Genomic DNA, 18,116 nt, shown 5'->3' on the forward strand with positions numbered 1-18,116 from the left:
TCTTAAATTGGGGCTAATAAATGGCTATATAGTATGAGTATAGCCACTAAGGATAATTTTGGGGGATTATGATGCTCTACAAGACTCACATTTGCCATGTGCTTCGATTGTTTGTCCAGAAACAACGAAGCCACCTTCAGCGGCTAAATTATTTAACTCATGAGAGATAACGGTCGAGTGCAACTCTTTAACAAATCCACAGGTATCGCAAATTAATAACTGTACAGGATGAATATGATCAAAATGATGGCACAGCATAAATGCATTTGTGCTTTCAATTTTATGAATAAAACCTAGTTCAGCTAAAAAGTCTAATGCACGATAAATAGTTGCAGGTTTAGCACCTGTTTCAGTTACTTTTAATTGCTCAAGCAAATCGTATGCACCAACACCACCTTGTGCACTGGCTAATAGACGAAATACTTTCTCGCGGATAGGCGTAAAACGCGCACCACGGTTGTCACAAACTTGTTTTGCTTTACTTACGAGTGATTCTATATTCATCATTACTCTTATCCTTATGCTACCGTGGTATACTAACATACTGTGTTGTAGTTGCAGCGTTTTTATTAAGCGCTTTTTACCTAGGAAACCCAGTAATGCACGAACTATTGGCTATATTTATTTTCTTTTTTGCGGTTATTGACCCCATTGGCACTGTCCCTGTATTTATTGCAGTCACACGTGGTGATGATGAGAAATTTAAACGTAAAGTTATATTTAAAGCGGTAGGCGTATCTGCATTAGTGCTCTTATTTTTTGTACTTGCAGGTGAGCAATTACTTAACGCAATTGAAATCCCACTTTCGGCTTTTCAAATAGCCGGCGGAATCATATTACTTATTTTTGCGCTTTCAATGATATTTGGTGAAAGTAAACCTGAAGCCGAAATTAAAAGTGTGCGCGATAGTACTGAAACCGCTATTTTTCCGTTAGCGATTCCATCTATTGCGAGCCCGGGCGCTATGTTAGGCGCCGTATTAATGACTCGCAACGAAGAATATACATGGGTTGAGCAGTTACTAACGTCTTCAATGATGCTTGCTGTATTAGCGGTTGTACTGGTTTTGTTATTGCTTGCAACGCATGTACATAAATTAATTGGTGACAGTGGTGCAAGTATAATAAGTAGAATTATGGGGCTTATTTTAAGTTCGGTTGCGGTTACCAATATTTTAAATGGCATAGCCCATTATTTTGGCTTGCAGGTGTTCTCTTAACATTGATGCCCGTTAGGCTTTTGTGTAAAATGCAGCGCCTTTTAAGCTGTGCTTAATAACTTTAATACCCTGAGGTTTGCTTTGAATAAATGTACTTTGGATAGACGCTTTTCTGTGGCACCAATGTTGGATTGGACTGATCGCCATTGTCGTACTTTTCATCGCAAAATGACTAAACATACTGTGCTTTATACTGAAATGATAACCACAGGAGCTATCTTATTTGGTCGAGGCGACTACTTACATTTTAATAAACACGAAGGCCCAGTGGCGTTGCAGCTTGGTGGCTCTGATCCTAAAGCGCTTGCGCAATGTGCAAAATTAGCCGGTGAGCGTGGTTATGACGAAATAAATTTAAATGTAGGTTGCCCGTCAGACAGAGTTCAAAATGGTCGATTTGGCGCATGTTTAATGGCTGAACCTCAATTAGTTGCGGACTGTGTTGCAGCAATGAAAAACGAAGTAAACATTCCTGTTACCGTTAAAACGCGCATTGGCATTGATGAGCAAGATTCGTATGAGTTTTTATGTGCGCTAATTGAAGCGTCCCATAAAGTAGGGTGTGATGACTTTATTATTCATGCTCGTAAAGCATGGCTCAATGGTTTAAGCCCAAAAGAAAATCGTGAAGTTCCACCGCTTGATTACCCACGTGTTTATCAACTTAAAAAAGATTATCCGCAACTCGATTTAAGCTTAAATGGCGGTGTTAAAACAATTGAGCAGAGCCTAGAACATTTACAACATATCGATGGTGTAATGATTGGGCGTGAAGCTTACAGTAACCCATTTATGCTCAATGACGTTGATGAGAAAATTTATGGTGATGCTGCAAACACACAATCACGCCACGACGTAGTGCGCTCAATGTACAGTTACATTGAAGAAGAAATGCGTTTGGGGGCTAATTTTTGGCATATTGCACGTCACATGCTCGGTATTTTTCAGGGGCAACCAGGTGCACGAGGCTTTAGGCGCCACCTTTCTGAAAGTGGTCATGGGAAACAAGCTGATTTATCGGTAATGGATAAAGCATTAAGCTTTGTACCAGAATAAAGCTAAGCTTTAAAAATTCTAAATTTAAGCCACTTTCGAGTGGCTTTTTTGATCCTAAAAATTAGTCAAAATCATAATTTATTGGCCAATTACACTCTATGCTGTTCAGCTTGAAGTCACTAAAATTTAGATGCCTTATTGTTTATTACCTTGATTTTAAATGTTTTATTTTTATTTTGATGGACTTGGCACAACTCTTGGAATCTTCTTGTTGAAATTAATTAAAAATCAACAGGAGAATACCATGGGAATATTTAACCGCGTAAATGACGTTATTCAATCAAACATTGTGGCTATGCTTGATAAAGCAGAAGACCCTGAAAAACTTTTAAACCTAATGCTTACCGACATGCAAGATGCGTTGAATGAGTGTCGTAGTACAGCTGCTGCTTTATTGTGTGAAGAAAAAATAATTAATCGTCAAATTGATACTAAAAAAACAGAATTAGCAGCTTGGCAAGTTAAGGCTGAACATGCGGTTGAAAAAGGCAGTGATAACCTTGCTAAATCTGCTTTACTTGAAAAGCAGCGCGTTAACGAAAGCATTGTAAATAAGCAAACTCAGTTAGAAACTTTGCAAGAGTCTATCGCAAAAATTAAAGTTGATTGTGAGCGCCTGCAGCAAAAAATAGTAGAAGCTAAAACGAAGCAAGCACAATTAGTTAAACGCCATGATGTAGCAGCTGCAAGAAAAAAGATAAGTACAACGTTACAAAGCGACAAAGTAGCTAATGCATTATCTCGGTTTGAGCAAGTTGAGCAACGTGTAGAAAGTATTGAAGCGCAAATAGAAGCGTATGAGTTAACCGACTCTGCAAATACGACTGCTGCACAAATTGAAGCCTTAGTTAAAAATGAAAAAATAGATGCTGAGCTAGCTCAGTTGAAAACAAGTTTAAAAACTGATTTAAAACAGACTGCTTAAGGAGAAGATTATGAACAGCTTTAATCGCCAACGTGGTTGGTATAAAGATACGTTAAATAAAAAAATATCAGGTGTATGTAGTGGTTTGGCGCATCGATTAGATTTTCCGGTGTGGGCAACGCGCTTAGTAACTATTTTATTATTTTTAAGTTTTCCGTTTGCAGTTGCTCTTGGTTATTTTATTGCGCATTGCTGCCTTGAAAATAAAGAGTATTAATACCAATAGGCATAAAAATTTGAACAATTTGACGAATTAAATCACTCTATAACGTTGTTGAAATTTATATGTATAACAACTAGATATAAAAACTTTTGCCTAGTTATAGCGCAATTTGCTTATCGTTAAATAAACCCCGTATATAAGCCGGTTGGTATAAGGAGAATTACTATGAAAGCTTTGGCAGTATGTGTAATTATCTATTTATTACTGTTTACTGATTTAATAGCGTTTGTGCATGTTGACTCTTGGCAGTTGCCGTTATGGATTGCTGATATTAGCTGGGCAGGGCTAGAGCTTGTAGGCGCTTTGGCCGCAATTGTTACTGTAGTTGCGGTAGTAGCTTTAATTACTATTGGATTAGTAGGTGCGGGTGTAGTGGCGTTAGCAGGGACTGTTTTAGCGCTTTTATTCGGATCTATAATGATTGCATGGCCGTTACTATTTGTTGCAGTGTTGTGTTGGCTTGTTGCCGGTAACAAAAAAGTAGCCTCTTAATCCTTAATTTGACTGACTATTATAGGTTAACTATGTTAAATTTAGCCTGTAATTTAAAGTTTTCATAAGGATAAGAATGATGACGAAACTATGTTTTTCGATGGCTTCTGCATTACTATTTAGTTTTTTTTCGTCATCGTTGGCGGCGCACTCAGGACATGAACATGCTTCTGATGTGGCTGTACTCGAAGTAGCTAACGCGCAAGTTAGAGAGTTTTTACCTGGCAGTACTTCAACTGTAGGTTACTTAACGCTTACTAATCACGGCGGAACAGCAGCAACTTTAACTAAGGCAACGCTTGATGGCTTGGGCCGTGTTGAAATACACGAGCACTCACATGTAGACGGCATGATGAAAATGCAACAAGTTAAATCGGTTGAAATTAAAGCTCATGAAAGTGTCAGTTTTCAACCTGGCGGTTATCATTTAATGGTATTTGAACCACAAGAGCCATTAAAAGTAGGGCAAGAACGTAAACTCACGCTATATTTTAGTGACGGTAATCGCTTGTTTACTAATGCTCAAGTCGTGTCGCTTGAAGCTCAAGCTAAACAGTCGAAACCTTCTACTCAACACGCTCACCATTAGGAGTACACATGTCGCAACATAAAGGAAAAATAGCAGGAATAGTTGTTTTACTGCTTATCATTTTTTACGCAATTGCTGTTTATTGGAGCACTGAACCTTCACGTTTTGACGTTGTTGCAAACGCTAAAGAGCAAGCGCAGCTTCGTAATGAAAAAATAGTAACGGGTTATGTAACTACTTCTACATTGATTACAGTAGCCAATACCTTACTCGATAAACCGGGTGGATACTTATCAAATGATGTAATACCGCCAAGTATTATTATGGATGATATGCCAGCGTGGGAATATGGTGCGCTAGAAATGGTACGTGATTTATCGCTTTCTATGCGAAAAGATTTTAGTCGTTCACAATCACAGTCTACTGAACATGAAGCACTTAAAAAGGCGCAGCCACAGTTTAATATAAGCTCTGAAGCATGGGCATGGCCAAGTGCTGAAGGTGAGTACCAAAAAGGTATTGACTACTTAATGGTATATCGAGGACAAATTGCTAACGAGCATGAGCGCGATAGCCAATTTTACGCACGAGCAGATAACTTACGTAGTTGGCTTAAAGAAGCTGAAAAACGTTTAGGTAGTTTAAGTCAGCGTTTAAGCGCCAGTGTAGGCCAAGAAAAAGTGAATACCGATTTAGCAGGTAATTCATCTAATAAACAAGCAACTCTTGCTCCACTACAACAACAAGTAAGAACGCCGTGGTTAGAAATTGACGACGTGTTTTACGAGTCGCGCGGTGCTACTTGGGCGTTACTACACTTTTTACAAGCGATAGAGTATGACTTTAATGATGTACTTGAAAAGAAAAATGCACGTGTAAGTTTACAACAAATCATACGTGAACTTGAGGCAACTCAAGAAACAGTATGGAGCCCACTTATTTTAAACGGGAATGGTTTTGGCTATGTTGCTAACCACTCTTTAGTTATGGCAAATTATATTTCTAGAGCCAATGCGGCTTTAATCGAACTTAGCGAACTACTAGCTCAAGGATAAAAAATGAAAAAGTATTGTTTAGCAGCAGCCCTTTCAATGGCATGTTTAGCACCAGCGGCGCAAGCTGACACCCTATTAGGTTTATATGTAGGTGTTGATGGATGGAAGTCAGATAACGATGGCCAATTTTCTTACAAAAATAATGCATCTCAAGATTTTGATTTTGAAGATGAGACTTTTGTAAGTTACTACGCGGCGCTTGAGCACCCAGTGCCACTAGTTCCAAATATTAAATTAAAGTATACAGAGCTTGAGCTAAATGGTTCAGCGCTGCTTACAGATACATTTAGCTTCAATGGTTCTGATTATGTTGTTGGTTCTACTGTAAATACGGTAAGTGATTTAACGCATATTGATTATATTTTTTATTATGAAATTTTTGATAATGACTTAATTTCAATAGATCTAGGTTTAAATGCTAAACAGTTTGACGGTGATATTGTTGTAAGTGGCACTACCCAAAATGGTGGTACTAACTTTACCGAAACCAAAGACTTCTCCGGTTTTGTTCCTCTTGCATACGGCCGTGCCGAAGCTGGCTTACCATTTACTGGTTTAAGTGTATTTTTTGAAGGTAGCTTTTTGGCTATTGACGATAGCAAAGTACAAGATTACCAAGTAGGCGTAGCGTGGGAACTTATTGATAACCTAGCAGTAGATGTTGCTGTTAAAGCCGGTTACCGCTCTATGGTATTAGAACTTGATGATGTAGATGATATTACTACTGATATTGATGCATCTGGCCCATTTGCGGGTATTCAGGTTCATTTTTAATTAGTATTTTCTAATTAAACAAAGCGTGGCATTTTATTTTATTGCGTGCCACGCTAAATCAAACTCTCCCTCTAGCGCATTATTAATCAACTGCTTATAGACCTTATTGACAGGGAAATTAATGAGTTTAGAAAGCTCATCACCTGTTTGCGTAAATTTGTAATAGCTTAATACCAAATCACTACTCTTTGCCTTTAACGTTACTTTTTGCGATAAAAATGAAAGGGTAAGCTCTTGCCCCGCTTTAAGCACTGCAGATTCAATTTCTTTTCTATACAGTAAATTAAGATCCATGAGCGTTAAAATATCAGGAAAGCTAATACCCGTTTTTCCTAAATTTAGAGATACTTTATTGCCTTTTCGTAGCAAATCAAACAAGGACGGTTTTTTGTAAAAGCCGAGTAATATAAAGTGGCTGTCGTCTTTTTCGTTATAGCCTGAGAGCGACACACATTTTTGCAAAGAGTCTGCTTCTCGCTGTGTCATATGTTTTAAAGTTTGTAGGCTTTTAATTGAAAACGTACCAGGATTAAGGGTTTCTCCCGTTAAAATTTTGGCCCATAAAATTTGCATTGACGCATTTGAGGTATCTTCACATAGGGCTATAAAGTGTTCTACCCAGTCAACATCGGGCTGTTTACTACTTGCTACATCAGGGCAAAATCCCATAGCCATTGCTAAAATTGATTCTATATTTTGTTGTTGTTTAATAAGTAATAAATCTTGGCGCTTTTGAGCACGAGCTAAAACAGAGTTTTCACTATTGATATGATAAAGTGGCTTAATTTGGCCCTTAATATCGTAACTCTGCTCGTTAGTAGGTAGTACACCGTTACTTCCTACTTTTGTTATAGGGTAACCAAGTAAGGATTCAATGATGTTGGCTAGATTAATTCTCGCCTGTGCTGTTTTGACTGTCATGACTGTGCATTATCCTTTGTGGATCACTAAGCTGTGCAACAGTTTGAAGGTTATTTAACCCCAGTGAAACTGTATTACTGAGTACGTACTCGCTTAAAATTGCAGTGTAACCAGATATTAAAGGAGCCGTTGTTTGACCTTTAATATTACATATTAACGTAACTATACCGTTTTGCTCGCTAAGGTTAAAAGTGCCTCTGATAATATGTTCAGCATTTAAAAGTATGTTGAAGCTGACTTTATTTTGGCTTACCGAAGTTATGATCATTTCACCATACCCCCATTTTCCTTTCCAAGACTGATGAGCTCCTAGGCCAGAACTGGGTTCGCCCAAAGTAAAACGTATGCTGGGGTCTACTTTTTCCCATGGAGACCATTTTTGCCATTGACTAAAGTCGGTGATAAGCGGCTTTATTACTTTAAGATTGGCATTAATTTCGATTGTTTTATTTACACTATAACTTTGAGGCAGTATTAGCCCTACCAGTGCCAATACCAATAGTAATAACAGCACGCATTTGATTAATATTTTTAATGGTTTAATAAGCACACCTTTTATTAGTTTTTCAAGTTGAAATACAACAACTTTTTATTAATCGACTATAGTATGAATTAGATTATAAACCAAAAATAATTTATAGATTGCTACTTAGGAGAGCGAATGTCGTCAGATCAAAACGATTTTTTATTTTTTGAACAAGATTTTGAAGACGATGCTGTTGTTGAGCAGACTAAGTTTTGGGATATTTTAATTGTTGATGACGAACCTGAGATTCATTCTGTAACAAAATTAGCTTTGTCTGGAGTTGAGTTTTTAGGGGCTGGTTTGCGATTTCACGATGCTTATTCGGGTGCAGAAGCAATAGAAGTGTTAGCTAAAAATAAAAATATTTCGGTTATTTTTTTAGATGTTGTTATGGAAACTGACGATGCCGGTTTGCAGGTTGTAAAAAGAGTGCGTGACGAATTAAATAATCAACATGTAAGAATTATTTTAAGAACAGGGCAAGCAGGCAATACACCAGAAGAAAAAGTAATACGAGAATACGACATAAATGATTATAAAACGAAAACAGAGCTTACTCGCTCTAAGTTATTAACTTCGCTTATAACGGCTATTCGCTCATACGAGCAGGTATGCCAGCTTGAATATCAAAGTGATGCGATGAACACGATTGTTTCAGCATCAAAGTCTATTTTAGGACTTACTGATATTAAGCAATTATGCAAAGAAGTCATCAAGCATATGAGTGTTATTTTAAAGTGCGCACCTAGAGGGCTTGTTTGTAGCAAGTTGGATGGCGATGACTTTATTCAAGTATTAGGTGGTTGTGGGCATTACGAAGGCTATTTTGGTGAAAAATTAATTAATGTTGATAGCAGAGTATTTGAACAAGTTGAGTCATGTTTTGCTTTGTCAAAGCACCAACATATAGATTCAAGTTCAACATTTATATTAAAAAGCAAACATCGAAAAGCGGCTTTATATATAGAGTGCGACCACACCCCCTTACAAGCACAGCTGCAATTTGCTGAAATTTTCTTAACTAATGTAAGTGTAGCACTTGATAACATAAGGCTATTTGTAAAGTTAAGAGATGCAGCTTATAAAGATGTGCTTACTGGTATTTCAAATCGTACTAACTTTATTGAACGGGTAGTGCATTATCAAAAGCCGCACGTTAATGATTATGTATTTGTATTACTTGATGTAGTTAACTTTGCAGATATTAATAATGGCTTAGGGCAAGAGGTCGGTAATAAAGTATTAATTGGTATTGTTCAAAGGCTAAAAGAAAATTACCAATCAGCTAAATTACTTTCACGTATTGGCGCAGATGTTTTTGGGTTTATTATTCGCCAAGACGAATTTGACTTAAAAAAATTGAATGAGCAACTAGGTATTCCATTTTACGCAGAAGAACATTTACTGCCTATCGACTTTAGAGTGGGCTTATGCCAACAACAAGACTTTCAAAGTAGTGGTATTGATACACTGAAAGTTGCTTATATCGCACTTAATCAAGCTAAAAAAGCAAAGCATAAAGAAGGCGTTTATTACAGTATTGATATGCAAGATAAAATGGCTTGGCGTTTAGGTATTATTAGGCAGCTACGTCATGACTTTGCTCGGAATAAGTTAGAGGTATGGTATCAACCCCAACTTGCACTAGATGATTTATCGCTAATTGGGTGTGAAGCATTATTACGCTGGCCGACAGGTGATGGCGTGTATATATCACCAGCTGTATTTGTACCACTTGCAGAGGATGCTGGCTTAATTGTCGATATAGGGCAGTGGGTATTAGAGCAAGCTTGCCAACAGCAAAAGCGCCTAGAAAATATGGGTACAGAAATTTGTATTGCGGTTAATGTGTCTGTTCCGCAGTTTAAAGTAAAAGGCTATGCACAAACTGTTAAAAATACATTGTTAAAATATGGTGTTAAGCCAAAGAACATAGAATTAGAAGTTACCGAGAGCGTAGTAATGGATGAGCTAGAAACTGTTATTAATACTCTAAGAGAGCTTAAAGAACTAGGGTTGGAAGTTGCTATTGATGACTTTGGCACTGGTTTTTCGTCGCTAAGCTATATTCAAAGTTTGCCCCTGGATAGATTAAAGATAGACCGCGCATTTATAAAGGGTTTACCAAACGATGATACAGGTGCTATTGCTGCTTTAGTTATATCACTTGGCGCTAAGTTGGGTTTAAAAACGATTGCTGAAGGGGTCGAAACACAAGCGCAAGCCCAGTTTTTAAAGAATTTAGGGTGTGATGAGGTACAAGGGTTTATGTATGCTAAACCCATGCCTGAGAATGAATTAATAGAATTTATAAATAAACGCTAAAAAAGATTAATTTATTATTTAAGCTAATGAACGATTTAGAATTTAAGGTGCGATATGCTTTGACTACTTTGTATATATAAACAATTTAGTAGGGTATAATTCGCGCCTTTTGTTATTCTACGGCCACAATTATGAGCACACTCAAAGCTAAGCGCGCCTTATTTTCATACCCTAAATATTGGGCTGAATGTTATGGCACCGCGCCATTTTTACCAACTACACGTGAAGAAATGGATGCACTTGGCTGGGATAGCTGCGACATAATAATAATTAGTGGTGACGCGTACGTTGATCATCCTAGCTTTGGTATGGCGGTAATTGGCCGTGTACTTGAAGCGCAAGGCTTTAGAGTGGGTATTATTGCCCAGCCCGCGTGGGACTCTAAAGATGCATTTATGGAGCTAGGCAGACCGAATTTATTTTTTGGTGTAACAGCTGGCAACATGGATTCGATGATCAATCGCTATACAGCTGAAAAGCGTATGCGCCACGATGATGCTTACACGCCAGATAACGTAGGTGGTAAACGTCCAGATCGCGCCGTAATGATTTACTCGCAAAAATGTCGTGAAGCATACAAAGGAATACCAATTGTTATTGGTGGTATTGAAGCGAGTCTTCGTCGTATTGCTCATTACGACTATTGGCAAGAAAAAGTACGTCGTAGTATTTTGTTTGATGCTAAAGCTGATATTTTAATTTACGGTAACGCAGAGCGTCCGTTAGTTGAAGTTGCGCATCGTATTGCCGCAGGCGAAACAATGGATACTATTCAAGATATTCGCGGCACGGCTGTTATTAGAAAAGAACCTTTACCAGGTTGGCGTGGTAGTGACTCTACCGCTATAGATAAAATTGGTAAAATTGATCCAATTCCAAATCCATACGGCGCTGATGATGTTGGCTGTAGCAAATCTGAATTTAAACAAGCGGGTATTGATTTAAAGGCGGAAGCTGCAAAACCAATCATGGTTCAGCCTGCGCGACCTAAACCGTGGGAAAAAACTTACGTTAAGTTACCTGCTTATGAGCAAGTAAGTGTTAACAAACCTCTATACGCCCACGCTTCGCGTATTTTACATCAAGAAACAAACCCTGGTTGTGCAAGAGCGCTGTTTCAGCGACACGGCGATCGCTCTATTTGGGTAAACCCGCCTGCATACCCATTAGAAACACATGAGATGGACGCTGTGTTTGGTTTACCGTATCAGCGAATTCCTCACCCAAGTTACGGCGACTCTAAAATTCCTGCTTACGACATGATAAAAACATCGGTAAATATTATGCGCGGTTGTTTTGGTGGTTGTTCGTTTTGCTCAATTACGGAGCATGAAGGGCGTATTATTCAAAGTCGTTCGCAAGAATCTATTATTGAAGAAATTGAACAGATTAGAGATAAAGTACCTGGCTTTACTGGTGTGATTTCTGATTTAGGTGGCCCAACGGCAAATATGTATAAACTGCGTTGTACGAGTAAAAAAGCAGAAAGTACCTGTAGACGCTTATCATGTGTGTACCCTGAGATTTGTAAGCACATGGATACCGACCATACGCCAACAATAGACTTATATAAAAAAGCACGTGAAGTTAAGGGTATTAAAAAGGTTTTGATTGCTTCTGGTGTACGTTATGACCTAGCTGTACGCGACCCTCGTTACGTTAAAGAATTAGTAACGCATCATGTGGGCGGCTACTTAAAAATAGCGCCGGAGCATACAGAGGATGGTCCATTATCAAAAATGATGAAACCAGGTATGGGCGCGTATGATCAATTTAAAGAATTATTTGATAAGTACTCTAAAGAAGCAGGTAAAAAGCAGTATTTAATTCCTTACTTTATATCAGCTCATCCAGGTACAAAAGACGAAGACATGGTAAACATGGCTTTATGGCTTAAATCAAACGACTTTAAGCTTGATCAGGTACAAAATTTTTACCCGTCACCGATGGCTAATGCAACGACTATTTACCATACAGAGATGAACTCTTTACGTAATATAAAAAACAATACAGAAGTTGTTCCAGTACCTAAAGGTGCTCGCCAACGTAGATTACATAAAGCTATTTTACGCTACCATGATGCAGCAGGTTGGCCGATGATACGCGAAGCACTGCGTAAAATGGGTAAAGCTAATTTAATTGGTAAAGGGCCTAACTGTTTAGTGCCTGAAGAAGGGCGTGATGAAAAAGCAGGTAAAGGTCGCAGTAAAGGCGGACGTCCGGCACTAACGCGACATACCGGTTTTAGCCAATTTAAAAAAGCAAACACTAAACCAAAAGTAGGCGGTAATCGTCAAAGTACACGTTAGTAATCTAATCTATTAATATCTAGCGTAATTAGTTTAATTACGCTAAGGATTTTTAAGCCTCTTTAGTACGTAAATTAAGTAAACCTTGCTCTTTATTGGCTATATTATTGTAGGTAATAAAGAGCGAGCTTTCAGAAACTCCCCTTAAGATTGGCGTATTTAGAGCCTATATACTTCTAGTTAGTTTTTTAAAACGTTGATGATAACCACAAACGTAATTTAAGAGACCATAACGGCTGAATGCCTGTTAGCCCTTGCGTCATTTTATTATCTTTTAAGATTATATAAGATGGCGTGACTTGCCCTTGCCAATCGGCAAATATCTCACCGTGTTGATCGTTGACAGTGGTAAAACTGTAGCCATGATCATTTAGATACTCATGTAGTTTTTGATCCGAGCCTGATTTTATTGCGATGCTCACGACAGGGTAGTTATTCTCGTTTGCGAGTTCGTTTATGGCAGGGGAGGTAATACTACAAATAGGGCACCAAGTTCCCCAAAAATAGACAAGTGTTGGTTTGTCTTGGCTCATTGCTGCTAAATCAATGTTTTGCCCTTTATAATCGATTAATTGTAATTGAGGATTTGCAGGCATGACCGGTTGCCTCCACCAATTAACAGCGTTATAAATTACGAAAAATATAGAGCCATATATCAATACACTTTTTAATATTGATAGCCCTTTTTGTTTTGGCGTTTTTTTAGGTGTGTCTTTTTTATTTTTGGTATCCGTTGTCATAGCTGCAGCTTTACCCTAAGTGTTTTTTACTTTAGTTATTTGCAAAAGTTTCTAATTTAAACCAGCAACCAAGTAGCAGTACCTAAAAAGGCGAATATACCCACAATATCTGTCACCGTGGTTAGCACTACACTCCCTGCAAGTGCTGGGTCTATATTCATTCTCTTAAGAATAATAGGGATACTCGCACCAGCAACACCTGCCACCACTAAGTTCATAAACATAGCGAAGGCGAGTACGCCACCAAGCATAAAGTCCCACTGCCATAGTGCTATAACACCTGCTATTAACAACGACCACAAAACACCGTTTAACGCGCCAATAGCAAGCTCTTTCATCATCAAGAAACGTTGGTTTGTTTGATTTATATGACCTACCGCAATACCACGAATAACAAGCGTTAATGATTGGCTGCCTGCAACACCACCCATAGAAGGGACAATACCGTTAAGTACAGCTAAAATAGGTAAAACATCTAAAGTTCCTTCAAAAAAGCTAGCTACAAAAGCAGCTGCAAGTGCAGTTAGTAAGTTGACACCTAACCAAACTGAGCGTTTTTTAGAGCTTTTTAGTACTGGTGCAAAGGTATCTTCTTCATCATCAAGACCGGCTAAACTTAGTAAGCTATGCTCCGCATCTTCTCTTATTACGTCAACAATATCATCGATAGTGACACGACCAAGGAGCTGATCGTTATCATCAACTACGGGGGCCGATATCCAATTATGACGTTCAAATAATTGCGCGACTTCACTTTCATCCATAGAGATTGGGATAGACTCACAATCTTCATCCATTAAATCGCGAACAATTTTTTCTGGCGGGTTAGTTAATAATGTACTGAGTGATAAAGCGCCTATAAAGCAGTTATGCTTATCAACAACATACAAGTCATCGGTACCTTCTGGTAACTCACCGCGTAGCCTAATATACCTAAGTACAACATCAAGCGTAACGTCGGGGCGAATGGTCACCGTATCGGTGTTCATTAGCGCGCCAGCAGAGCGCTCTTGATACGAAAGTGCTTGTGTTGCACGTTCACGGTCTTGAATGTCCATCGCGCTAACAACGTCTTTATAAACGGTGTCTGGCAGACTACGTAATACTTCACCTAAGTCATCGTGGCCCATATCCTCTGTTGCGGCTGCAATGTGCTTAGGTTCCATCTGGGCAATAATGCCTAAACGAACATCTTCTGATAGTTCTTCAAGAACATCGCCTTGCACATCAGGATCAACCAACTGCCAGAGGAGTCGGCGAATTTTATGGGGGGATGATTCTAATAATAATGCGGTATCACAAGGAGCTGTTTTTGCGAGCATGCGCCTAACTTGAACAAATTGACCACTATTGAGTGACTTAGTCACCTGTTTTAGTTGCTGTAGTGGGTAATCTTGTTCAAAAGCTTCAGGCATTGGCGTCCTTTATAAATTTTTATATTACTTTATGGGGAGAGGTGAGTTAACTGGCGTCACTAACCGTATTTATATATCTGTTTTAGTTGAGGCGTTAGTAATGCGAGCATTATTTTTATAACTGTTTATTCTTGCTCATTAAAACGTTGTGCTATTAACTCTCCAACAGCATGTAAAGCTTGCTCAGAATCCGGGCCTTTGCATACAACTTTTACTTCTTTGCCTTGGCTACTTTCAAGTAACATTAGTGCAAGTACGCTATCGCCCGCGGCTTCTTTATCATCTTGAAATAATGTGATTGTCGCATCAAATTGTACTGCTAACTGCGCAAGCACAGTAGCTGCTCTAGCGTGTAAGCCTAATTTGTTTTTTATTAAAAAAGTGTCTTCACAGTGCATAACTTACTCTACCTAAGCTGAACAGGTGATTATTCAGCTCTATTATTTTTCTTGTTCACGATGGCGAATTTTTACATTGGGATGTGTCATTGCAAAACTTTCACCGATAGTTTGCGCTAAATATACAGAGCGATGTTGTCCGCCTGTACACCCAATAGCAATGGTTAAATAACTGCGGTTATTTCGCTCTAAGTGCGGTAACCACGTTTGTACAAATGTTTGAATTTGCCATGTGAATTTTTGTACTATGCTGTGATTGGCCAAATAATCTTTAACGGGTTGATCTAACCCATTTAAAGGTTTTAATTCAGGTTCCCAGTGTGGATTTGGTAAAAAACGCGCATCAAATACATAGTCTGCTTCTTTTGGTATACCGTGTTTAAAACCAAACGATTCAAACGTGACAATTAGTTGCTTATCTTTTTTACCTAAAATCTTTTCACGAATAGATTCAGCAAGCTGGTGAACGCTTAAATCAGTTGTGTCTATCATAAAGTCGGCGCGGGTGATTAATACATCAAGTAATTCTTTTTCTTTTTTGATGGCTAAATCAAGAGGCAGCGAGTCAATTGATAGTGGGTGTAACCTGCGTGTTTCTGAAAAGCGTTTTATCAACGTTTGATCGTCGCTATCTAAATAAAATAACGTAGGATTTGCAAAGCCTGGTAAGTATTCAAGAATATCGTTAAATTCATCTTGCTCTTTAGGGATGTTTCGCACATCAATGCTAACAGCAATTTTATCGTAGCTATCAGACACACTGCGAACTAATGAAGGAAGCAAGTTAACTGGAATATTATCTACGCAATAATAGCCTAAATCTTCTACAACGCGTAAAGCAACCGACTTTCCAGAACCAGAACGGCCGCTTATGATAATTAACTCCATTTAACACCCTTTATAAAACTATGATTGATCGACAATAACTTGGTAAAGCTCAGCATCTGATTTTGCACAGCGTAACTGTTTACAAAAATCTTTGTTGTTTAGTTTATCAGCAATGGTTGCGAGAGTCTTTAAGTGCTGTTGGTTATCGCCATCTGGTACGATGAGTGCGACAAAAATATCAACAGGACGATTATCTATTGCATCAAAATTTATTGGAGTTTCGCTAACGAGTACTAAAGCTAAAGGCTCTTCTGCACCGCTCATTCGACCATGAGGAATGGCAATGCCACGGCCAATACCTGTACTACCCAGTTTCTCTCTACTCATTAAAGCAGTAAGGATATCCTGTTGCGGTAAATACGGAAGTTTGTCGTGAGCAAGTTCGCTAATGAACTCTAAAATCCTTTTTTTGCTATTAAAAAGGACCGCAGCTTTGCTGCAGTCCTGGCATATAAGTGAGCTTAATTTCATCATATTAGTGTCGAGCAAGCTTCTCTTTGTGTTTAATCACTTGTCGATCGAGCTTGTCGATCAACGAGTCAATGGCGGCATACATATCTTGATGTTCCGTAGATGCAAATAGCTCAGCACCACTTACATGTATTGTGGCTTCTGCTTTTTGATTTAATTTTTCTACATCGAGAATGACATGAACATTATTAATATGATCAGAGTGTCTTTCTAGCTTCGCAAATTTGGTATTAATATAGTCTCTTAGTGAATCGGTTAATTCTACGTGACGACCAGTTAAGTTTAGTTGCATAAGCATTACCCTCTTTTTTTTGCGTCTTAGATCAAGCTTTTACGTTGATTTGACGGTGGAATAGCCAGAGATTCGCGGTATTTTGCGATTGTACGTCTTGCTACTTTAATTCCTTGCTCAGCCAATATATCCGCTATTTTACTATCACTCAATGGTTTTGCTGAGTTTTCTGCAGCGATTAATTTGCGGATAAGTGCACGAATTGCTGTAGATGAACATTCACCACCGTTTTCGGTGCTTACATGGCTTGAGAAAAAGTATTTAAGCTCAAATATACCACGGGGTGTATGCATATACTTTTGAGTTGTTACGCGCGAAATTGTTGATTCGTGCATTTCTACCATTTCAGCAACATCATTTAAAACCATCGGTTTCATTGCTTCAGGGCCGTGTTCAAAAAAGCCTTGTTGTTGCTTAACAATACAATTAGTTACTTTTAATAGCGTGTCGTTTCTACTTTCTAAGCTTTTAATAAACCATTTAGCTTCTTGTAAATGCGAGCGAATAAACTGGCTGTCACCACTGGATTTTACAGTGCGAGACATTGCAGCGTATTGGCTATTAACACGAATTTTAGGCATGCTATCTGGGTTTAACTCAACAACCCAGCGGCCTTTAATTTTTTTAACTGACACGTCTGGAATAACATACTCAGATTCTTCTCTTACAATAGTATCTGCTGGCTTAGGACTAAGAGTATGGATTAATGTCATTACTTCTTTAAGCTCTTCTTCTTTGAGCTTGGTTTTCTTCATTAATGTACGATAGTCACGAGCAGCTAATAAATCAATATGCTCGGTTAAAATCATTTTTGTTTCATTAATGTAAGGTGTTTCTTTATCAAACTGGTTAAGCTGAATACACAAACACTCTTGTAAACTACGTGCAGCAATACCAACAGGATCAAACAGTTGGATGCGCTTTAATACAGCTTCAATTTCATCAAGTTCGACTTCGTTATCATCTTCGTTTTCTTGATTAAAGCTTTCTAAAATCTCTTCGCAGCTTAGTGTTAAAATACCTGAATCATCAACTGCTTCTACGATGGCAATAGCAATAGCTTCGTCTGTAGGGCTAAATGGCGTTAATTGTAACTGCCACATTAAATACTCATGGAGCGTCTCTGTAGAGGCACCTTGATAAATTGATTCATCTTCAGGCATTGGACCCGATGATGCTGCAGGAGCGGCACTCATGTACTCATCCCAGCTAACATCCATAGCCATGTCGTCACTTAGCGTGTCTTTCGCAAGTGCTTCACCACTATCTTGTTCGTATTCGCTTGGAGCATCATCGGCAGATGCGCTAACAGTTATGTCATCGGTATCAGCTTTTTGCTCGTTTTTGCCAGCAGCATCTTCTGAGTAGTCTTGTTCTTCAACCTCTAATAGCGGGTTGCTGTCGAGAGCTTCTTGTATTTCTTGCTGGAGATCCAATGTACTGAGTTGCAACAAACGAATAGCTTGTTGCAGCTGTGGAGTCATTGTAAGTTGCTGGCCCATGCGCAGCTGTAGTGATTGCCTCATGTATCTCTAACAATCCTTTTATGTTGTTATA

The 18,116-nt window shown here is 38.5% G+C and carries 20 protein-coding genes; 10 read left to right on the forward strand and 10 right to left on the reverse strand.

Annotated features, from left to right (window positions below):
- Positions 1-66: 66 nt before the first annotated feature.
- Entirely contained in the window at positions 67-504 is a 438-nt protein-coding gene (locus I6E80_RS01095; protein ID WP_024599240.1) for a transcriptional repressor, read from the reverse strand.
- Between the two features lie 95 nt (positions 505-599).
- Between I6E80_RS01095 and I6E80_RS01100 the strand changes: the two genes are divergently transcribed.
- The 8 genes from I6E80_RS01100 (at position 600) to I6E80_RS01135 (ending at position 6,274) form a co-directional block, all read left to right on the forward strand.
- Positions 600-1,220 carry a MarC family protein gene (locus I6E80_RS01100; RefSeq protein ID WP_024589771.1) on the forward strand — a complete coding sequence of 207 codons (621 nt, stop codon included), beginning with the start codon at positions 600-602 and terminating at the stop codon, positions 1,218-1,220.
- 123 nt (positions 1,221-1,343) lie between these two features.
- On the forward strand, positions 1,344-2,276 hold the full coding sequence (gene dusA, locus I6E80_RS01105; RefSeq protein WP_231616691.1) for a tRNA dihydrouridine(20/20a) synthase DusA: 933 nt from the start codon (positions 1,344-1,346) through the stop codon (positions 2,274-2,276).
- A 244-nt stretch (positions 2,277-2,520) separates the two neighbouring features.
- Complete coding sequence (locus I6E80_RS01110; RefSeq protein WP_197184580.1) at positions 2,521-3,201, forward strand: PspA/IM30 family protein; 681 nt, start codon at positions 2,521-2,523, stop codon at positions 3,199-3,201.
- A 10-nt stretch (positions 3,202-3,211) separates the two neighbouring features.
- The gene (locus tag I6E80_RS01115) at positions 3,212-3,418 is read left to right on the forward strand and encodes a PspC domain-containing protein (protein WP_024599243.1); all 207 of its coding nucleotides are present in this window, start codon (positions 3,212-3,214) and stop codon (positions 3,416-3,418) included.
- 171 nt (positions 3,419-3,589) lie between these two features.
- Entirely contained in the window at positions 3,590-3,916 is a 327-nt protein-coding gene (locus I6E80_RS01120) for a hypothetical protein (RefSeq protein ID WP_197184581.1), read from the forward strand.
- A 79-nt stretch (positions 3,917-3,995) separates the two neighbouring features.
- Complete coding sequence (locus I6E80_RS01125; protein WP_024599245.1) at positions 3,996-4,505, forward strand: copper chaperone PCu(A)C; 510 nt, start codon at positions 3,996-3,998, stop codon at positions 4,503-4,505.
- A gap of 8 nt (positions 4,506-4,513) precedes the next feature.
- Positions 4,514-5,500, forward strand: coding sequence for a DUF2333 family protein (locus I6E80_RS01130; RefSeq protein ID WP_002957928.1), 987 nt, complete (start codon positions 4,514-4,516; stop codon positions 5,498-5,500).
- Positions 5,501-5,503: 3 nt separating this feature from the next.
- Positions 5,504-6,274 carry a TIGR04219 family outer membrane beta-barrel protein gene (locus I6E80_RS01135; RefSeq protein ID WP_076923723.1) on the forward strand — a complete coding sequence of 257 codons (771 nt, stop codon included), beginning with the start codon at positions 5,504-5,506 and terminating at the stop codon, positions 6,272-6,274.
- Positions 6,275-6,307: 33 nt separating this feature from the next.
- On the opposite strand, the gene I6E80_RS01140 is transcribed toward I6E80_RS01135, so the two are convergent.
- A complete protein-coding gene (locus I6E80_RS01140; protein WP_024599247.1) occupies positions 6,308-7,195 on the reverse strand; it encodes a TIGR03899 family protein in 888 nt (295 codons plus the stop codon).
- Entirely contained in the window at positions 7,164-7,745 is a 582-nt protein-coding gene (locus tag I6E80_RS01145) for an SRPBCC family protein (RefSeq protein ID WP_007580289.1), read from the reverse strand. Before I6E80_RS01145 ends, I6E80_RS01140 begins: the two co-directional genes overlap by 32 nt.
- Before the next feature lie 111 nt (positions 7,746-7,856).
- On the opposite strand from I6E80_RS01145, the gene I6E80_RS01150 reads away from it, so the two are divergent.
- Positions 7,857-10,046, forward strand: a complete 2,190-nt coding sequence (locus tag I6E80_RS01150; RefSeq protein ID WP_165734635.1) for an EAL domain-containing protein — start codon at positions 7,857-7,859, stop codon at positions 10,044-10,046.
- A gap of 131 nt (positions 10,047-10,177) precedes the next feature.
- Positions 10,178-12,355: a YgiQ family radical SAM protein gene (locus tag I6E80_RS01155; RefSeq protein WP_024599250.1), complete on the forward strand. Its 2,178-nt coding sequence runs from the start codon at positions 10,178-10,180 to the stop codon at positions 12,353-12,355.
- A gap of 188 nt (positions 12,356-12,543) precedes the next feature.
- On the opposite strand, the gene I6E80_RS01160 is transcribed toward I6E80_RS01155, so the two are convergent.
- The 7 genes from I6E80_RS01160 to I6E80_RS01190 form a co-directional block, all read right to left on the reverse strand.
- Positions 12,544-13,095 (reverse strand): protein disulfide oxidoreductase, encoded by a 552-nt coding sequence (locus I6E80_RS01160; protein ID WP_197184582.1) that lies wholly within the window; start codon positions 13,093-13,095, stop codon positions 12,544-12,546.
- Positions 13,096-13,151: 56 nt separating this feature from the next.
- Complete coding sequence (gene mgtE, locus I6E80_RS01165) at positions 13,152-14,510, reverse strand: magnesium transporter (RefSeq protein ID WP_024599252.1); 1,359 nt, start codon at positions 14,508-14,510, stop codon at positions 13,152-13,154.
- Between the two features lie 125 nt (positions 14,511-14,635).
- Positions 14,636-14,908, reverse strand: coding sequence for an HPr family phosphocarrier protein (locus tag I6E80_RS01170; protein WP_002957937.1), 273 nt, complete (start codon positions 14,906-14,908; stop codon positions 14,636-14,638).
- Between the two features lie 42 nt (positions 14,909-14,950).
- On the reverse strand, positions 14,951-15,796 hold the full coding sequence (rapZ, locus tag I6E80_RS01175) for an RNase adapter RapZ (protein ID WP_024599253.1): 846 nt from the start codon (positions 15,794-15,796) through the stop codon (positions 14,951-14,953).
- An 18-nt stretch (positions 15,797-15,814) separates the two neighbouring features.
- Complete coding sequence (gene ptsN / locus I6E80_RS01180; RefSeq protein ID WP_024599254.1) at positions 15,815-16,267, reverse strand: PTS IIA-like nitrogen regulatory protein PtsN; 453 nt, start codon at positions 16,265-16,267, stop codon at positions 15,815-15,817.
- 4 nt (positions 16,268-16,271) lie between these two features.
- Entirely contained in the window at positions 16,272-16,559 is a 288-nt protein-coding gene (gene hpf / locus I6E80_RS01185) for a ribosome hibernation promoting factor (protein ID WP_007580301.1), read from the reverse strand.
- A 26-nt stretch (positions 16,560-16,585) separates the two neighbouring features.
- The gene (locus I6E80_RS01190; RefSeq protein WP_024599255.1) at positions 16,586-18,085 is read right to left on the reverse strand and encodes an RNA polymerase factor sigma-54; all 1,500 of its coding nucleotides are present in this window, start codon (positions 18,083-18,085) and stop codon (positions 16,586-16,588) included.
- Positions 18,086-18,116 lie beyond the last annotated feature (31 nt).

The organism is Pseudoalteromonas sp. NSLLW218 (assembly GCF_015864775.1).
In the GTDB taxonomy this organism is placed as follows: Bacteria; Pseudomonadota; Gammaproteobacteria; order Enterobacterales; family Alteromonadaceae; genus Pseudoalteromonas.